Below are 17591 nucleotides of genomic sequence, written 5' to 3' on the forward strand. Positions count from 1 at the left end.
TTCGCTATTGTAGTGTACCGTGCGTTTAAACTGAATAGTTTTAATTGCAAATATTCAAGAGAAATTCCCCTGTTTTATTAATTTTGAGGCTGTTATGGAAATTGTGTTAGCTAATCCGCGTGGTTTTTGTGCCGGTGTTGATCGAGCCATAGCAATCGTCAATCGGGCTTTAGAATGTTTCAACCCTCCTATTTATGTACGTCATGAAGTTGTACACAATAAATTTGTGGTTGATGACTTACGTCAGAGAGGGGCCGTTTTTGTTGATGAACTAGATCAGGTTCCGGATGACTCAATTGTAATTTTTAGTGCGCATGGGGTTTCAAAAGCAGTTCAACAAGAAGCTGAACGCCGGGGTTTAAAAGTTTTCGATGCGACTTGTCCTTTAGTGACTAAAGTTCATATTGAAGTGACTAAATATGCGCGTGAAGGTACTGAAGCTATTTTAATTGGTCATGAAGGGCACCCAGAAGTCGAAGGCACAATGGGGCAATATGACAAATTAAAAGGCGGTGATATTTATCTGGTTGAAGATGAAGAAGATGTCGCTGCACTTACCGTACGACATCCTGAAAAACTTGCTTTCGTAACACAAACAACGCTTTCTATTGATGATACAGCTAAGGTTATTGATGCTTTGCGTGCAAAATTTCCACATATTCAGGGGCCGCGTAAAGATGATATTTGCTACGCAACTCAAAACAGACAAGATGCTGTGCGTGATTTAGCTGAAAAGTGTGATGTGGTTTTAGTTGTAGGTTCACCTAACTCATCAAACTCAAATCGATTGCGTGAGCTTGCAGAACGTATGGGTAAAGCTGCTTACCTTGTAGATAATGCTGATCAGTTAGAGCAGTCATGGTTCAATGAGACTTGCAAGATCGGTGTTACCGCTGGTGCTTCTGCGCCAGAAATTTTGATTAAACAAGTTATTCAACGTTTACAAGATTGGGGTGCTCAAGCACCGAAAGAGTTAGAGGGACGTGAAGAGAATATTACTTTTAGTCTTCCTAAAGAATTACGCATTCATGTGACTCAAGCATAAAGTGTGACTTATTTAACATACTGATTTTAAAATAGTTAAACAGATAATTGTTGATATGACAGTTATCTGTTTTTTTATACCCTTTATCTGCTTTGTATTTGTTTTGTAAACATAAGGCGTAAAATTTAATTAATAAATAAAAAATTTTTAAGTTTATTTGGGGTTCTGGGGATGAGGGGAATTACTCCGCAAGACGGGTTCACCTTGGTTGAACTTATGGTGACGATTGCGGTCATGGCGATTATCGCGATGATGGCCGCGCCATCTATGTCGAATTTATTAGAAAGTATAAGGTTTGATACTAATCAAAGAGACTTAATCAACACACTATCTGATGCGAAAAGTCAGGCTGTACTAAGTCATGCAAATGTTTCTGTAAATCTAAACTCAAATGCTGCTAATACTTTAACAACTTTTAACTGGATTGCAGACAAAGATAATAGTCTTGAGCTAAAACTTTTAGCAACGGATGGAACTACAACATCACTATCTACCTCAAACATCATATTTATACCAAATGGGACGGTTTCTAGTATTTCACAAGATTTGCTTATTTCTATGTGCAATTCTCAATTACACGTTAAGAAAAGTTTTGTTTTATCAAAACTGGGTTCCATCTTTATGAATCCAAAGGAAACTTGTTAATGCAAAATTATAAAAATCAAAAAGGTATAGGATTGGTGGAGATATTAGTTGCCTTACTTTTACTCGCAATAGGTGTTTTGGGATATGTGGCTTTGCAATATCGGGCAATAGAAGCTACTTCGGAGGCTACATATCGTGCACAGGGAATTAATATTGCACGTGATTTAGCAGAAAGAATAAGAGTAAACCGCTCAGCCTTAAATAAATATAAAACAGAAATCAGCACAGCTGAAAATCAAAAAATATCTCAAAAAAATTGTTCAACAAGTAATTGTACTTTAACTGAGTTAGCAGATTTCGATGTTTCTCAGGTTGCAAAAAATGCAGATGCCTTAGGTATGACTATAAATATGATGACGTGCAAAGGTAATAATAATGGGCGTAATTGTATTTATGTTGCATGGGCAGATACTAGTGCGACAGATGGTGATGGTGTAACAGATTGTACTAATGGCACAAGTTATAACGCGGCATCAACTTGTTTAATCATGGAGGTTTATTAATGAAAAACCAATATGGTTTTACTTTAATTGAGTTAATGCTGTCCTTAACCTTAGGTTTGATTATTACTGCCGCAGCAATTTTATTATTTTTTACTGGACAAAAAAGTTTAACGCTACAGCACGGTGCGACAGATTTACAGGATAATGCTAATTTTGGTTTGAACTACATAGTTAAAGATATCAGACTAGCTAATCTAGATGCTAGTCGGGCATTTATGAATGATCAAACAACATATGGTGGAGTTGTACTTACTTCTACAGCGAATGCCTTTATTGATACATTAAATGGCAATACAAAAATTGCTAATTTACCCAATTCTATTTTAGAGGCAAAAGTTCCTTTAACCTTACTAACTCAAAGCGATGGAGATAGTGTCGGCACTGCTCCGGCATGGGCGGGCGCATCAAATGTTAATGATTTTACCAGTGATCAGTTGGTTATTCAGTTTGCTCCTACTGAAATAGGTGGTTTTGATTGTGAAGGACAGTCAATTAATACAACAAATAATTATATTGTAGAGCGATATTTTTTAAGAGTTGATACAAGAGCATTAACAAGTGAATCCAATAAGGCATTGGCGTTAGCTTGTGACTCTGGTCATTATCCAAAATCTGGTTCACCTACAGAAATTACGGATTTTGGAGATGCTGGACAGATCATTATGAAACGCGTTGATTATTTTAGAGTTCTATTAGGTATTGATATTGGAAATGGACAGTATCGTTATATTAGTTCTCATGATTATTTAACGAATTATGCTTCACCGAGACCTCGTATTTTATCAGTTCAATTAGGAATGCTAACCCGTTCTACACAGTCTGTAGGACGAGATACCGCTATTAAGGATAATCAAACATTTAATGTGCTTGATCGTACAGTAACCGTTAAGACCCCACAGTCAAATAGCCCAAAATATATTAGGCAGGTTATTTCCCAGACAATCGCCTTGAGAAATGGTTTTGGGAGCAGATAAAAATGAAAAAAATTCAAACAGGTGCAACCTTAATCGTTGTATTGGTCTTATTGCTTGTAATTACGATAATTGGCACATTAGCTATCCGTCAAAGTTTGATGTCATTAAATATTGTCACAAATAGTCAGGCACAGCAGTTACTTATACAAAACTCGGATGCCGCCTTATTTAATGTAGAAGATGGTAGTAATTTACTGCGTAATTTAGCCCGTGATGGAATGTTTGGTTATATTCGCGGGGATGCCAATAAAGATAAAGAATTAGTGTTTTGCTACAGAGGTGATCAGAGCCAGTTTTTTAGCCTAGCAAATGCCAGCATTATGCAATGGATAGCTGGGGCATCTGCTCCAACAGGAAGTGCTTTAGGAACTGATGGCTACTGTAAATCTAATTCTATTGATAGTACAAAAAATTATTTTACGAGTGGTCGTAGTGTCGTGATGACGCAGGTAGCAGTAAAGTTTGCATCCACTACAAGTGATCCATTTCAGCATAGTTTACGTGGCACAGATACTAAAAATGTCAAAATGGAAGACACTGAAAAAGTTGTTGTTTTTGCTACATCTTTTATTCCATCTTTGTCGACTGCGGCCAAGGCCGATATAGACGAGTGTCTTTCAAGCAAAATGAATCAAGTTATTCAGCCATCTGATGTATTAACGGCTGTTGCAGGAGCGACAGAAAGCGTTTCAGCCTGTTTACATAGATTAAATGTACCGTATACAACGCAAGTGGCTGAATACACGATTGCACAAGATTTTATTTAATTGGGGAAATCATGAAAAATTATAAAAAAGAAAGAGATTCTATCTTTCAGAATCTTAGTGGGTTAGGAGTAATGACGGGAACATTTTTTCTAACAACGCTCATCTGTTCTAGTGTGGTACAGGCTAGTGATATTGATATTTATCAACAAGCTAGATCTGGAAAAATTACCTTAATGCTAATGCTGGATATTTCGGGGAGTATGAAAGGTCAAACAGCATGTGATCTACCAAGTGGGGCAACTTATATCAGCTCAGGTACAGAAGCCGCTACAACTAGTATTCCTTACGAAAGAGCTTTTTGTGAAGCAACAGGAAATAATAGAATTTATCTGTACAGAACCTATAAAAAATTAGGTACGACTTATTATCAAGAATGTTCAAATAAAGCTGTTGATTATACTTCATGTATTTGGGGTAATGAGACCAAAGGTTCTAAACCGTCAGGTGTTACATATACAAGCAGTACATCCAATAGCTCTGGTGGTAGAACTTATACTAACTATTATAGCTCTGATACGGTCAGATATTATGATCGTATTACCCGTGTGAAAGATGGGGTATTTGATTTATTAAAAGGCAATACCGCTAAAGGAATCAATGCTTTATCAGATGATAAAGTAATTGGATTATCAACTTTAGGAGTTGTATATAACAATCAGTCTTATAATATGGGGCGAGTTCTTGTACCAGCAAGACCATTAGGGGATTTAGTGGGAGGCTTTACTCAACGGGCATTACTACTTTCTGCAGTTTCAGGGCTGCCAGCACAAACTTATACACCTACAGCTCGTTCTTATGCAGAGGTTGCGTCCTATTTAATGGGAACAGCAACGAATGGTGCAAACTTGCAGGTATATTTCCAGAATAACTATGGCTCTTATGCTGTCTGTGATAATTGGGATGCAAACGGTGCATGTATTGGAGCTTGGGATGGCTGGTATAGTGGAGCTCTGCCCTCTAATTATACAAAAGGAAGCAGTGGCACTTTAGGGGGATATAGTGGATATTACTATTATGGTCCACATCCCTATAGTGGTTTTCCATTATCGGTTGCTGAAAGTAAAAAAATAGATATTCTATCTTATAAAATACCAGATTCTTTAATTCAAACCGATAGTATTAAGCAGTGTAGTGGACAGGGTATTTATGTCCTAACAGATGGTGTACCAAATAAGAATTTGGGTTCTCAAAATTTGATGCAAACTGCTTTATCAAGTAAAGGGAGTAGTTTTAGCTGTGCAAATACTGATGATGGCTGGGATTGCATTCATAATTTTGCTTTAAAGTTACTTGATGCAACTGCAAATCCTTTAGGTTTAAAAATAAGAACTGCTGTTGTTGGGTTTGGTTCAGAATTTAATGATGCTCCTTCTTATAATAAAACGCTTACGCAAGGACAGAATATTGCTAATCTCGGTACGATTGATACCAATGTAAAAAAAGCCGCTTATTGGGGAATTATTGGAGAGGGAGGGTGGTATTCAGGATCAAGTTCTGAGGATATTGTAAATAGCGTAAATGATTTTATTGATAATTTGAGTACAGACATTCCTGCGGTGACTACAGGTACACCTACCATACCCCAAGATGAGCTGAATCCAACTGCTATTCAAAATTATGCCTATTATCCTCAGTTTCAACCTACTCCAGATAAGAATTATCAACTATGGGCTGGAAACCTTAAAAAATATAATGTAAATAATAGTGGCCGTCTGACGGATAAAAATAATACTTTAATCGTTGATAGCCAGGGTAAATTACTGGCAAATAATGATTTGTGGTCACCTGATGTACAAGATGATGTGAAAGATGCAGATGAGACAACTTATGGAAGTCAAAAGTTTGCATGGATGGGGGGAGTTAAATCACAGTTAGCATTACGTACATCTGCAACAAATACAGATACAGCCAATCGTAAGTTATTAACTAACAGAAGTATAAGTGGAACGGGGGCTACATTAACAATAAGTGAAAGTTCGGCAAATGCATTAAAGCAAATAAATTTAAGTTACTTAACTGAGGATAGTTACAAGGAAGATCCTCAGCGTGGTTATTTAATGAATTTACTTGGCTATGCAGTTGATGCAACTAAGCCAGAAACAATTAATGCAACATTACTTTCTACGGCATCCGAACTTCGTCAAGTTGGAGCTGTAATGCATTCATCACCTATATTGATTACAAACAAAGGTGAAATTACATATAGCAATAATACCTTGGGTTCAAAAAATCGAGAGGATTATATTGTCTTTGGCTCAACACAAGGATTATTACACGCAGTTGATGCCTCAACTGGTAAAGAAAAATTTGCTTTTGTTCCAAATGAAATGGTTGATAATCAATATAAAGCTTTCGCAAAATTTGATTCAACGAATGGGGGAATGCAGAATCTATTTTATGGTGTAGATGGCCCTTGGAAAGCTTATACAGAGTTCGTAGCGGATAGTAGCGGTAACTTAACAGTAGGAACAGGTAAGGGTAACTTAAAAGGAAAACAATACGTATATGGTGGTTTACGTATGGGAGGAAATAGTTACTACGCACTTGATTTAGCAGATATAAATAATCCAAAGCTCAAATTTCATATTGATCCTCTTAATCAGAAAATATATGCAAATGGTACTTCAAAGACAGTTTCGGCTCTACAGTACATGGGACAAAGTTGGTCCAAGCCAACAATTGCTTGGGTAAAGTGGGGGGGAGTACGTAAGTTAGTTATGTTTGTTGGTGGAGGGTATGACGCTGGTTATGAAAATGATAGCTATAGTCAGACAAACAAAACTGGTGCTGGTGTATATATGTTTGATGCTGAGAATGGCGATTTGCTTTGGTGGGCGAGTGATAATGCCACTGCATCAAGTGCTGCTACAACAACTTCAGGTTTGATTGCGACAAAGAATAGTAATCTTCAATATAGCGTTGTTAGTGAAATTAAAGCCATTGATCGTGATGCTGATGGCTTGGTGGATCATCTTTATTTTGGAGACTTGGGGGGGCAAGCTTTTCGCATAGATTTGAATAATTCTTCTTCTACGATAGGTGGCTTTGCAACTCGTGTGGTTCGATTATTAAATTTACATAATGGACAATATAGTCCTCGCTTTTATGAACAGCCCGCTTTTTCAATTTATGACTATGAACGAACTCCATTTGCTGTAATTACTTTGGGCAGTGGTAATCGAAGTAAACCTTTGGCAGAGTATACTGTTGGTTCGTCATATGATTATGATGCAATTTATAATATTTATGATAAAGATGTTGCTCGTCGTGATTTATATGCAGATATTACATTAAATACAGAAGCTAAAAATACAACGGCTGCAAATCCCTTAGCTGAAATCACTGATACAAATCGTTTTTCTAATAAGACTTTAGCTGCATCCTATAGCAGTAATGGGTGGTTTTATCGATTTAAGTCAAATAAGCAGCAAAGCGAAAAGATAATGAGCGTGCCGTTAGTTATTAATAATGATCTATTTGTTAGTACTTTTGATGCGAGTAAGTCGGGACTGGCTGGTGATTGCGGTGCAGGAGTAAAAGGAGAAAGCTTTGTAAACTTATTCTGTATGCCTTATGGACAGTGCGCAAGTGGTACAAAAGATACTTATCGTTTAAGTCTGGGGGCGGGTATTACATCAGCTTCTATCGGGGCAGCAGATACAGCGGGATCTACTCGTCTTATTGTTGCAAACGTTGATACTTCGAATATACAGGGTAATCTAATTAAGGATAAGCGATATGGTACAAAGTTAGCTTTAATTCCACAGCGTTGGTATGAGAAAAACTAGTAGGAAGTTGGCATGAAACAAATGAGAACGTCATATTTCAAAGGTTTTACTTTAATTGAGCTAATGATCGTAGTAGCTGGAGTAGCTATTCTTGCAGCAATTGCACTTCCTTCATATCGAGCCTATGTTTTGCGTGCTGATGCTTCTCGCGCAGAACAGGAAATCCAACAAATTTCCATACAGCTCAATCGTCATAAATCTAGAAATTTTAATTATAAAGGTTTTTCTATAGGTGCTACCGCACCTGTAGTTTTGCCTGTTGGTGCGACTGCTAGTACTGTTAAATATAAAATAACGGTAAGAGATGGCGATGATCCTTCAAAAACCTTAACAGATACTATAGCTTTAGGACAAAACTGGGTTATCCGCGCAGAGGCTACCGATCCTAATAATTTTACTTTTTTGTTTAATAGTAGTGGGTTAATTTGTAAGAACAAAGCTACTAGTAATGTTACTTATACAACTTGTGGCACTGGAGTTGAGCCATGGTAAATAAAATCAGAGGCTTTAACTTAATTGAGTTAATGATTGTTGTGGCAATTATTGCGATTTTAGCAGCGATAGCTTACCCCTCATATAAAGAGCATATTCGTCATACTAAGCGTGTGGATATGCAAACTACATTGCAACAGATTGCTATGCAGATTCAACGTTATAAAGTAGCTAATTTTAAAGTTAGTGGAGCTACGGCTTTAGATTTGGGTGTTGCCTCATCTTATCCTACAAATGGCACTCGTCTATATACAGTCAATTTGGCCCCAGTTACCTCTGGTGCTTTAACCGCTGAAACATGGGTGTTAATTGCAACACCGCTTGCAAATACTTCACAGACTGGAGACGGAAATATCGTCTTAAATTATCGTGGTGAGCGCTGTTGGACAAAGGGTACCGATATTAACAATGGTACGGCTTGTGTTCCTTCTGCTACTTCGAATTGGGATGGACGTTAATTTAAATTCAAAACTGCGGATAACTCAAAAAATAATCTTTCTTTCGGGGCGAAAATCACGTAGAATGTCGCCCTCTATGAAAGGGGTTTGAAGTGTTGCCGATGGTCGGCGCAGGGATAATCCGTAAGAATTATAAGGCTTTTATCATGGTTGTTATTCGTTTAGCACGTGGCGGCGCAAAAAAACGTCCATTCTATCAAATCGTTGTGACTGACAGCCGCAATGCACGTGATGGTCGTTTCATCGAGCGTATCGGTTTCTTTAACCCGACTGCACAAGGTCAAGCAGAAAAACTTCGTTTAGATGCAGACCGTTTTGCTCACTGGGTTTCTCAAGGTGCTCAACCTTCTGAACGTGTTGCTTCTTTAGCTGCTCAAGCTAAAAAAGCTACTGCATAATTTTTGTAGTAGGTAGCCCATGATATCAACACAGAATGTTCCCGAAGATCGTATTCAGATTGGACAGTTACGTTCAGCTTATGGATTGAATGGGTGGCTCTGGGTGTATTCAAATACAGAACCTATGAGCAACATGTTTGACTACCTGCCTTGGTACATTGAGACCAAGGCCGGTTGGCAAACAATAGATGTAAAACGTTGGAAACCACATGGCAAAGGCCTAGTTGTTGCGTTGAAAGGTGTGAGTGATCGCACTGGGGCGGAAAGCTTGGTTGGCGCTAATATCTGGATTGCTAAGTCTCAACTGCCAAAAGCAGATGTAGATGAATACTACTGGTCAGATTTAAAGGGCTTAACTGTGTTAGGTCTTGATGAGGAAGAACAGGAAGTAAACTTAGGAAAAATTCATGAGTTGTTTGAAACTGGAGCCAATGATGTGATGGTGGTGCATGCTACCCCAGACAGCATTGATTCAGAAGAGCGCATGATTCCTTGGCACAAAGATGTAGTACAACGTGTTGATCTTGAAGCTGGTCGTATTTACGTCAATTGGGGCGTAGATTATTAATCCTTTTAGGATTAATACAGCAGGAAAATAGAGGAGTCTGTAATGTTTTTTGCAGTCATTACGCTTTTTCCTGAAATGTTTGAAGCGATTACAGCCTACGGCATCAGCGGACGTGCGGCAAAACGAGATATTGTACAAGTCACTTGTATTAATCCTCGTGATTTTGCTGAGGGAAACTACAGAAGAGTGGATGAACGTCCATTTGGTGGTGGCCCCGGTATGGTGATGATGGCTGAGCCTTTGGCGAAAGCAATTGCACATGCCAAACAACTTGCCTCACAAGCAGGACATGTTAATGTCCCTGTGGTGTATATGTCCCCACAAGGCAAAACCTTAAATGAACAGGCAGTACAGCAGTTTGTCGATTATGACGGCTTAATCGTACTGTGTGGACGTTATGAGGGAGTAGATGAACGTTTGATCCAGCATTATGTTGATCAAGAATGGTCAATTGGTGATTATGTTCTATCTGGTGGTGAACTGCCCGCTATGGTGTTACTTGACAGTATTATTCGCCGTTTGCCGAATGTAATGTCAGATGAACAATCAGCAGTACAAGATTCTTTTGTTGACGGTCTTTTAGATTGTCCACAATATACAAAGCCTGATCATTTTGAAGGGCTGGATGTGCCAGAGGTATTAAAATCTGGACATCATGGCAACATTGAAAAATGGCGCTTTTTGCAGCGATATCAACGAACTCTAGAGCGCCGACCAGAGTTGGTCGAAAAGGTTGAGTTGACTAAGCAGCAAAAAAAATGGCTAAAAGATACGCAATTGAATAATGGTAACTCTTAATCGTTATTCTCAAGAACGAAAGTTCTGCAACAAGACGAGAAGCAATGCTTCGAGTTAAAGCATAATTCTATTTAATGAATAGTTTTATGTAAATTTAAAGGCTCTTTATAGACATATTGTCGTAAAGGGAAAGATAAACGGGTTGATATGCGCTTTAGCCTCTATCCCCAGCGGAAATTCAGACCTCTTCTGACTCCGCACATATTGGAGATTCCCACAATGAGTGGTAAACATCCTTTAGTTCAAGCTGTTGAAAATGCACAGTTAAAATCTGATATCCCTGCTTTTGCTCCTGGTGACACTGTCATCGTTCAAGTAAAAGTAAAAGAGGGTGATCGTGAACGTCTTCAAGCATTTGAAGGTGTTGTAATCGCTAAGAAAAACCGTGGTTTGAACTCTGCGTTCACAGTACGTAAAATTTCTAGCGGTGTTGGTGTTGAGCGTGTATTCCAAACTCACTCACCAGTTGTTGCTAAAATCGAAGTGAAACGTCGTGGTGACGTTCGTCGTGCTAAACTTTACTACCTCCGTGACTTGTCTGGTAAAGCTGCACGTATTCGTGAAAAATTACCAGCTCGTAAAGCGTAAGCTTATAGCGAGTAAAAAAATGCGCCTTTTGGCGCATTTTTTGTTTAAAAACTATAGTCCTTGAAGTTTCAAACGGTTTGCGTGTTGACGGTAAACTGATACAGGATCGGAAGCGAAAATAGAACGTATACCAAGTACTTGGTTTACTTCATCTAAATGGTTCCAGTTGTAATCATCACGAATTGTTTTACCAAATTTGGCGCTGCATCGGGAAACAAGTCCATCATTATCACCAAATGGATCGACTACTAAACTACTGCCTGTAAGCGCAATATCAAATGGATCTAATGGGTTGGTCAGCGCTTTATTCCCCGAGAAAGAATACATATAAATGCCTTTCGCTTGATATGCTCCTTCACTACAAGAAGTGGTCGGTATACCCATTGGGAACTGAGCATTAAATTTTGCAGAACCTTGCGTAGATAAGCTATGAGCTCCGGCTAAAGAGTCGTGCGGATAGCTTGTCGGATCAAGGCCTCCTGCCCAAGTAATTGCAGCTGAAAACCAGTTTACTAACGTTGCCAGTCCAGACAGAGGAGTACCCTCAACGTTCAGGATCACATCTGCCATTGGTGATCCCTTATGAGGCGCACCGATCGTGGTAAGTGACGCCACTTTTTCTGGCATGATACCGGCCACATAGCGAATTGTCGGGCCCCCATGGCTATGACCGATCAAGTTGACTTTAGGCTTACCAGTAATGGCAATAATCTCTTCTACTTGCTGGGCAAGTTGTTCACCACGCACTTCTGTTGAGTTGAAAGGTGACACTCTGGTAGCCCAGACATTTCCACCATTACGAGCAAGATCCGGAAGGATTTGGTACCAGTAATCGAGACCAAGTGTATCTGTCCCAACTCGGTTAAAACCTGCCATACCGTGGTTAAAAACCAATGGATATTTGGTTTGTGCATAAGATGAATAAACGAACGAGTTTTTAACTTGTTCAGCATTTGTGGCATGGGCCGCCGAAATACTCAGTCCTGAGAGCATTGCAGCGCAAAAAAACTTTAACTTCCTTTTCATTTTTTACTCACTATTTTTATTTTGTATGAAAAGCAGCTTCTTACTGCTAGTGAATGTTTAGCCTATTCCTAAAAGAAAAGGCTTAATAATTAAATGGCAGTTCACCTCCCTGATCATGGACCGTTTCAAAAGTTCGAAGTCTTAATTGCTCTTGTGATGAGTTAAATTGTTGTTGCCGTAATTGTTGTATAGCTTGGTTTTTAGCACTATCGCTCATATTGCTTTTAATAATTTCATCTCGTCCACTCAAGTAACTTGTGACCCTTTGCTGCCAAGCACTACGCTGTGTATCTAAAGTTTCTAGCCTTTGAGTTGCTTCAGCTCCGACGAGTGCCGTACGCATTTGTCTAAGTTCTTCTGCTGAACCATGGCGTGCTTTAATTTGTTTGGTCAGTGCATGTAAGTCATCAAGTTTAGAAAGTTCTTGTAGGTTTTGTTGCCAGTCTTCTGGTAGTTGTTCAAAGCGTTCTTTAAGCTTTTGAGCCTTTTCAATTTCGCTTAAAGAAGAGTCCTCAAGTATTTGCATACGATCTAGCGTATAGTTCTGATAAATATCTTCAGTTGAGAAGAGTCCATCAATTTCAGCGGCCGAAAAGAAACGTTTTCTTAGATCTTGAATTGAATTAAAGATTTTTTGAAAATAATTTTTATCTTGTTGTTTTGATGGAGGCGTTTGGATTTGAGCAAGCTGTTCGCGATATCTTAAGTAGCGGGTCCATAAATCCAAAATCTGTGAGCGAGCGGGTTCTAAATATTTTCCCTGAATAAATTGTCTAAAGTGATTTTTAATTTGCTCTAAATCATTTTCTCCATATTGAGTAATAAAATATTCAAAGCAGTCACGAGTTTGACTGTTAACGACCAAATGTTGGGAATTATCAATTTTTAACTGACAGTTAACTTCAGTATCTTGCTGACTTTTACTATGGTAAGCATCTGCATTTAGCGATGAGTGATTTGTAGGTGGAATAGATGCTAAATTTTGAGCTGTCTTTTCACTGACTTGGGTTGATGTGTTTTTTGAATCAGGACTTAACCAATATACACATGCAATGAGGCTCAAAATAAAAAATCCGAGCACGCACCACAATACCTTCTTCTGCATCCCTTGCATAAAGATATCTTCCTTAAGTTTTAATTTGTTGTTTTTTTACTCGATCATTAATGTGCCATAAAATAAGTGAAAAGGCACCTAAATATTGTGAAAATATCTTGCCGAATTTGCTAACATGTCGGCACTTTTTTCTAGCTTTGTGTTCCAGTAAAAATGACGACAAAAAATCAAAAAATTTCTCGTCGCCATATCAGTGGTGTATTTCTTTTAAATAAACCATTAGGCTTAAGTTCAAATGCCGCTTTGCAAAAAGTGCGTTGGTTATATCGCGCCCAAAAAGCAGGCCATACTGGAGCGTTAGACCCCTTGGCGACAGGTTTGCTCCCGATTTGTTTGGGAGAGGCAACCAAGTTCTCACATTATTTGCTGGACTCAACAAAGCGTTATCAAACCACTGTTCGATTGGGACAGACCACAACAACAGGTGATGTGGAAGGGGAGATTTTACAAGAGCGTCCTATTCCTGTGCTTAACCAAGAACTTATTGAACAAACTTTAAAAAAGTTTAGAGGCGATATTCAACAAGTTCCGCCCATGTATTCGGCTTTGAAAAAAGAAGGTAAGCCATTATATGAGTTGGCGAGAAAAGGTATAGAGATTGAGCGAGAAGCGCGTCCAGTCACGATTTATGCTTTAGAGCTTATTGAATTTACCGAAAATAGTATCACTCTGGATGTAACCTGTTCTAAAGGGACTTACATCCGTGTATTAGGTGAAGATATTGGTGAAGCACTTGGTTGTGGTGGGCATTTAACGATGCTGAACCGGACTCAAACAGGACATTTTGAGCTTATACCGAGCTATACCATTGAATATCTGGAAAGTTTAACAGAAGAGCAAAGAGAAGCTTTGCTACTTCCAGTTTATGCACCAGTTGACCATTTCTTAAAAATTCTGGTTCCGGAAGGGCGTGAAAAATATTTTTGCAACGGTTTAGAAAGCAATATTGAGCATTCTGCAGAAGCAGAAGTTTTGGTGTTTTCGGGTGAGCGCTGTTTAGGCTTAGCCGAGATTACCGATAAAAAACGGTTGGTACCTAAGCGTATCTTAAATTTGTAGTAGATGTAGAGTATAGAGCATGGGCATGGAATGGGACGTTATCCTTAGTTTGATCTTTTTTGCGTTTACTGCAGGAGCAATTGATGCTGCTGTAGGCGGCGGTGGACTTATCCAGATTCCCGGGATCATGAGCACTTTTCCTAACATGTCGACTGCTACGGTGATTGGTACCAATAAAGTCTCATCCATTTTTGGTACTGCATCGGCGGCTTATACATTTGCTAAAAAAGTAAAGTTGCAATGGAAGCTTCTAGCAGTTATTGCCATTTGTGCCTTGATTAGTTCTTTTGCCGGCGCGGCATGCTTATCACTTATTCCTCAATCGGTATTGCGTCCTTTCGTTTTCGTAATGTTGATTGTGATTGCGATTTATACCCTAGTTAAAAAGAACTTCGGTCAAGTTCATACCGAGCAAAAAATTACCACGAAAATGTTAATTTTAGCTGGTATCGGTAGTTTGGCTATTGGTTTTTACGACGGTATTTTTGGGCCAGGTACAGGTAGTTTCTTTATTTTCTTCTTTATCCGTTTTTTACAAGTTGATTTCTTACATGCTTCAGCTTTGTCAAAAATCGGTAATTTTATGACGAACTTAGCTGCGCTGAGTTTCCTCATCCCAACTGGTCACGCTATTTTACATATTGGTTTAATGATGGCGGCGGCTAACGTGCTAGGTTCTATTGTTGGGGTGCGTACCGCGCTTAAATACGGTAGTGGTTTTGTGCGAATTATCTTTTTAATTTTGGTGAGTATTCTGATTTGCCGTTTGGGCTATCAAATGTTTGTTACAGGCTAAATAAGATAAAAAAGTATGAACTGGTCTTAAGGAGCAGTTCATACTTTTTATGTATCGTTCCTCATTGAAAATATAAAAATCATTACAGAAACTTACTAGAAAGAAAACTGTGTAAAAAATAGTCTCATTTTAAGCTACTTAAATAATATAAATTTCAACGTATGATAAACCTTGAAATAAAAAAGATTTTTTAGCTAAAAATGAGGAAGAGAATGAATATTTTCGAAGCATTAAGAGAAAGCCATGAAAATCAACGAAACCTTTCTGAGCAATTAATCCAGACACATGGTTTAACCGAAGAACGAAAAGAATTATTTGATGCATTAAAAAATGAACTTTATGCCCATTCAGTTGCCGAAGACCGTTATCTCTATATTCCTTTAATGTTTGATGATGTGGGTTTGGATATTACGAGACATGCTTTATCCGAACATCATGAAATGGATGAGTTGGTTGAACAGCTTGAAAAAACCGATATGAGTAGCCCTAGCTGGTTAGCAACCGCCAAACAGTTGAGTGAAAAAGTCCATCACCATTTAAAAGAAGAAGAGCATAAATTTTTCCAGCAAGCTGGAAAAATTCTGAAAGATAGCGAAAAAGAAACGCTGGGTAATAAATATTTAAAGGAATATAAAAAGTATAAAAAGCAGCAGTAGAACAAACCTACGCAGCTTTTCTAGTGCTTCTTAAAGTAACCCCAATCGAGGCCAACATTACACAAGCCAAAGCCACCCATTGCAGCGTGCTGATTTCTTCGTGAAGTAATAAGAAACCCGTTAATGCTGCCAATGCTGGTGCTAAACTCGTTAGAGTCCCGTAAGTTAATTTATTGAGTTGTTTGAGAGCCATTAAGTCGAGTGCATAGGGAATAGCAGTCGCTAAAACCGCAATAAGTAATGCTTTACCCCAGTACTGGGTCTCAAGTAATGCAGGAGCATTATGCCAGATCCCAATTGGTAATAATGCAAGTGCAGATACGCCAATTCCAATTGTTAATGCATGCATCCCTATATTTTGAGTCACAACTTTATGGCCGAAATAAATATAGAAGGCCCAGCAAAGCCCTGCTCCTAGGGCACAAGCTGCACCTACATACGAAAAATGGTGTTGAACTGGGTTTTGCCAAGGCACCATGAGTGCGATGCCTAACATGGCAAGCGCTACCCAAATGTAGTCACTCTTTTGTTTAATAGAAAGAAGCGCAAGGCCTAATGGACCAATAAACTCTAAGCCAACAGCAATTCCCTGGGGTAATTTTCCAAGTGATGTATAAAATAGGATATTCATTAACCCTAAAGATGCGCAGTACATTAACAAATCACGCCATTTTAAGTAGGGTAAGCGAGACCAAATTTTCCATGAACGAAACATGACGGCAACAATAACTGCTGCAAAACAGAGTCTTAAAATTGTGACAGTGAGCGGATCTAATGTAGCAATGAGTTGCTTGGCAAATGAAGCGCTGATTTGATATGAAACCATCGACAAAATCATATACAGCACAGCAATAATTGGAAGATTTTGCATGGAAAAAAAACCTTAGCGCTTCATTTGATATTTAAAAAATAATAAGAGTCAATTATAACGAATACTGAGTTTTAACTGGCAGCGATCATTAAATTAACTCACCACTTTTTCACGTTCTTGACGAGCTTTTTGGGTGGTTATGGTACAACCAACAGAAGCGGTAATAATGGTTGCAAGTGCCAACCATTGGTTCCATAAAAGATATTCACCCAAGAAGATAAATCCAGATAGTGCTGCAACTGCGGGCTCTAGGCTCATCAATGTTCCAAAGCTTAAAGGTGTCAAATTGCGCAGTGCTAACATTTCTAAAGAGAATGGAAGAGCACTGGCTAAAATGGCCAAACCAATAAAATAAAAAAGATAGGGAAGTTCAATCACTTGACCAATCGAGCCTGAAAAAAAGGTAATGGGTAATAAGATGCATGCACCTACACTCATTCCTAAACACACCGTATGATTACCTGAAATACCAGAAGGTTTCTGGCCGGCAATAATATAAAGCGCCCAACAAGACCCTGCACTAATTGCAAATAAAACGCCGATCCAATCTAAGCTATGGGCCTGATTGAAAGGGAAAAGTAAAATCAGCCCAATAATTGCGAAGCTCACCCAAACAAAATCATATTTTTGGCGTGCGTGGTATAACGCCACACTTAAAGGGCCAATAAATTCAAAAGCAACCGCGATCCCAATCGGTAAGCGTTCGATCGACAGATAAAACAGTGCGTTCATGCCTGCAAGCGCAAATCCATAAGCTAAAATTGCTTTCCAGCGGACCTGACTAAAATTAATTCGCCAAATTTGAAAAATAATCGCAAGAATAATTGCACCTAAACATAGGCGCATTGCAGAGACAGTGAGCACAGGAAAGTTCTGAAACAGAATTTTTGCTAAAGATGCACTGCTTTGTACGCTTAGCATAGCGAGAATGAGAAAGCCCAAAGCATGCAGCTGAGATTTCTGGTTCGAACTGGACATTTTATTATTTGATCGATTGGTATACTTTTCACATGATAATGTAAATGCCTATAAAAAAGCCACAGAC

General features: G+C 38.7%; 19 protein-coding genes. 15 read left to right on the plus strand and 4 right to left on the minus strand.

The genetic code is table 11. The annotated features are described in order from the left end of the window. Positions 1-94: 94 nt before the first annotated feature. The 12 genes from ispH to rplS all read left to right on the plus strand — a co-directional run bounded on the left by ispH (position 95) and on the right by rplS (position 11024). Complete coding sequence (gene ispH, locus SOI76_RS01720) at positions 95-1045, plus strand: 4-hydroxy-3-methylbut-2-enyl diphosphate reductase (protein ID WP_016143645.1); 951 nt, start codon at positions 95-97, stop codon at positions 1043-1045. Positions 1046-1216: 171 nt separating this feature from the next. Beyond that, positions 1217-1690 carry a Tfp pilus assembly protein FimT/FimU gene (locus SOI76_RS01725; RefSeq protein WP_104079747.1) on the plus strand — a complete coding sequence of 158 codons (474 nt, stop codon included), beginning with the start codon at positions 1217-1219 and terminating at the stop codon, positions 1688-1690. Then, entirely contained in the window at positions 1690-2193 is a 504-nt protein-coding gene (gene pilV / locus SOI76_RS01730; protein WP_104079748.1) for a type IV pilus modification protein PilV, read from the plus strand. The genes SOI76_RS01725 and pilV overlap by 1 nt, the downstream gene beginning before the upstream one ends. Next, entirely contained in the window at positions 2193-3167 is a 975-nt protein-coding gene (locus SOI76_RS01735) for a PilW family protein (RefSeq protein WP_104079749.1), read from the plus strand. The genes pilV and SOI76_RS01735 overlap by 1 nt, the downstream gene beginning before the upstream one ends. A 2-nt stretch (positions 3168-3169) precedes the next feature. After that, entirely contained in the window at positions 3170-3934 is a 765-nt protein-coding gene (locus SOI76_RS01740; RefSeq protein ID WP_104079750.1) for a PilX N-terminal domain-containing pilus assembly protein, read from the plus strand. 11 nt (positions 3935-3945) lie between these two features. Next, on the plus strand, positions 3946-7722 hold the full coding sequence (locus SOI76_RS01745; protein WP_250621808.1) for a PilC/PilY family type IV pilus protein: 3777 nt from the start codon (positions 3946-3948) through the stop codon (positions 7720-7722). Between the two features lie 21 nt (positions 7723-7743). Further along, the gene (locus SOI76_RS01750) at positions 7744-8214 is read left to right on the plus strand and encodes a type IV pilin protein (RefSeq protein ID WP_250621809.1); all 471 of its coding nucleotides are present in this window, start codon (positions 7744-7746) and stop codon (positions 8212-8214) included. After that, positions 8208-8672, plus strand: coding sequence for a type IV pilin protein (locus SOI76_RS01755; RefSeq protein ID WP_104079752.1), 465 nt, complete (start codon positions 8208-8210; stop codon positions 8670-8672). Before SOI76_RS01750 ends, SOI76_RS01755 begins: the two co-directional genes overlap by 7 nt. A gap of 146 nt (positions 8673-8818) precedes the next feature. Continuing rightward, positions 8819-9070, plus strand: coding sequence for a 30S ribosomal protein S16 (gene rpsP, locus SOI76_RS01760; protein ID WP_000260334.1), 252 nt, complete (start codon positions 8819-8821; stop codon positions 9068-9070). A 19-nt stretch (positions 9071-9089) separates the two neighbouring features. Next, positions 9090-9638, plus strand: coding sequence for a ribosome maturation factor RimM (gene rimM / locus SOI76_RS01765; protein ID WP_104079753.1), 549 nt, complete (start codon positions 9090-9092; stop codon positions 9636-9638). A gap of 42 nt (positions 9639-9680) precedes the next feature. Then, complete coding sequence (gene trmD / locus SOI76_RS01770) at positions 9681-10436, plus strand: tRNA (guanosine(37)-N1)-methyltransferase TrmD (RefSeq protein ID WP_104079754.1); 756 nt, start codon at positions 9681-9683, stop codon at positions 10434-10436. A 219-nt stretch (positions 10437-10655) separates the two neighbouring features. Further along, positions 10656-11024 carry a 50S ribosomal protein L19 gene (gene rplS / locus SOI76_RS01775; protein ID WP_002116654.1) on the plus strand — a complete coding sequence of 123 codons (369 nt, stop codon included), beginning with the start codon at positions 10656-10658 and terminating at the stop codon, positions 11022-11024. A 51-nt stretch (positions 11025-11075) separates the two neighbouring features. Here rplS and lip read toward each other — a convergent pair whose 3' ends face one another. Together lip and SOI76_RS01785 are read right to left on the minus strand one after the other, a co-directional pair. After that, complete coding sequence (lip, locus tag SOI76_RS01780; protein ID WP_104079755.1) at positions 11076-12017, minus strand: lipase family alpha/beta hydrolase; 942 nt, start codon at positions 12015-12017, stop codon at positions 11076-11078. A gap of 115 nt (positions 12018-12132) precedes the next feature. Then, positions 12133-13164: a lipase secretion chaperone gene (locus SOI76_RS01785; protein WP_104079756.1), complete on the minus strand. Its 1032-nt coding sequence runs from the start codon at positions 13162-13164 to the stop codon at positions 12133-12135. A gap of 153 nt (positions 13165-13317) precedes the next feature. On the opposite strand from SOI76_RS01785, the gene truB reads away from it, so the two are divergent. The 3 genes from truB to SOI76_RS01800 all read left to right on the plus strand — a co-directional run bounded on the left by truB (position 13318) and on the right by SOI76_RS01800 (position 15675). Next, a complete protein-coding gene (truB, locus tag SOI76_RS01790) occupies positions 13318-14223 on the plus strand; it encodes a tRNA pseudouridine(55) synthase TruB (protein ID WP_104079757.1) in 906 nt (301 codons plus the stop codon). Between the two features lie 19 nt (positions 14224-14242). Further along, complete coding sequence (locus SOI76_RS01795) at positions 14243-15019, plus strand: sulfite exporter TauE/SafE family protein (RefSeq protein ID WP_000525218.1); 777 nt, start codon at positions 14243-14245, stop codon at positions 15017-15019. A gap of 212 nt (positions 15020-15231) precedes the next feature. Then, positions 15232-15675, plus strand: coding sequence for a hemerythrin domain-containing protein (locus tag SOI76_RS01800; protein WP_001019905.1), 444 nt, complete (start codon positions 15232-15234; stop codon positions 15673-15675). A gap of 7 nt (positions 15676-15682) precedes the next feature. On the opposite strand, the gene SOI76_RS01805 is transcribed toward SOI76_RS01800, so the two are convergent. Next, the gene (locus SOI76_RS01805) at positions 15683-16546 is read right to left on the minus strand and encodes an EamA family transporter (protein ID WP_104079758.1); all 864 of its coding nucleotides are present in this window, start codon (positions 16544-16546) and stop codon (positions 15683-15685) included. Between the two features lie 93 nt (positions 16547-16639). After that, the gene (locus SOI76_RS01810) at positions 16640-17524 is read right to left on the minus strand and encodes an EamA family transporter (protein ID WP_104079759.1); all 885 of its coding nucleotides are present in this window, start codon (positions 17522-17524) and stop codon (positions 16640-16642) included. Between the last annotated feature and the right edge of the window lie 67 nt (positions 17525-17591).

The organism is Acinetobacter pittii (assembly GCF_034064985.1).
Classification (GTDB): domain Bacteria; phylum Pseudomonadota; class Gammaproteobacteria; order Pseudomonadales; family Moraxellaceae; genus Acinetobacter; species Acinetobacter pittii_H.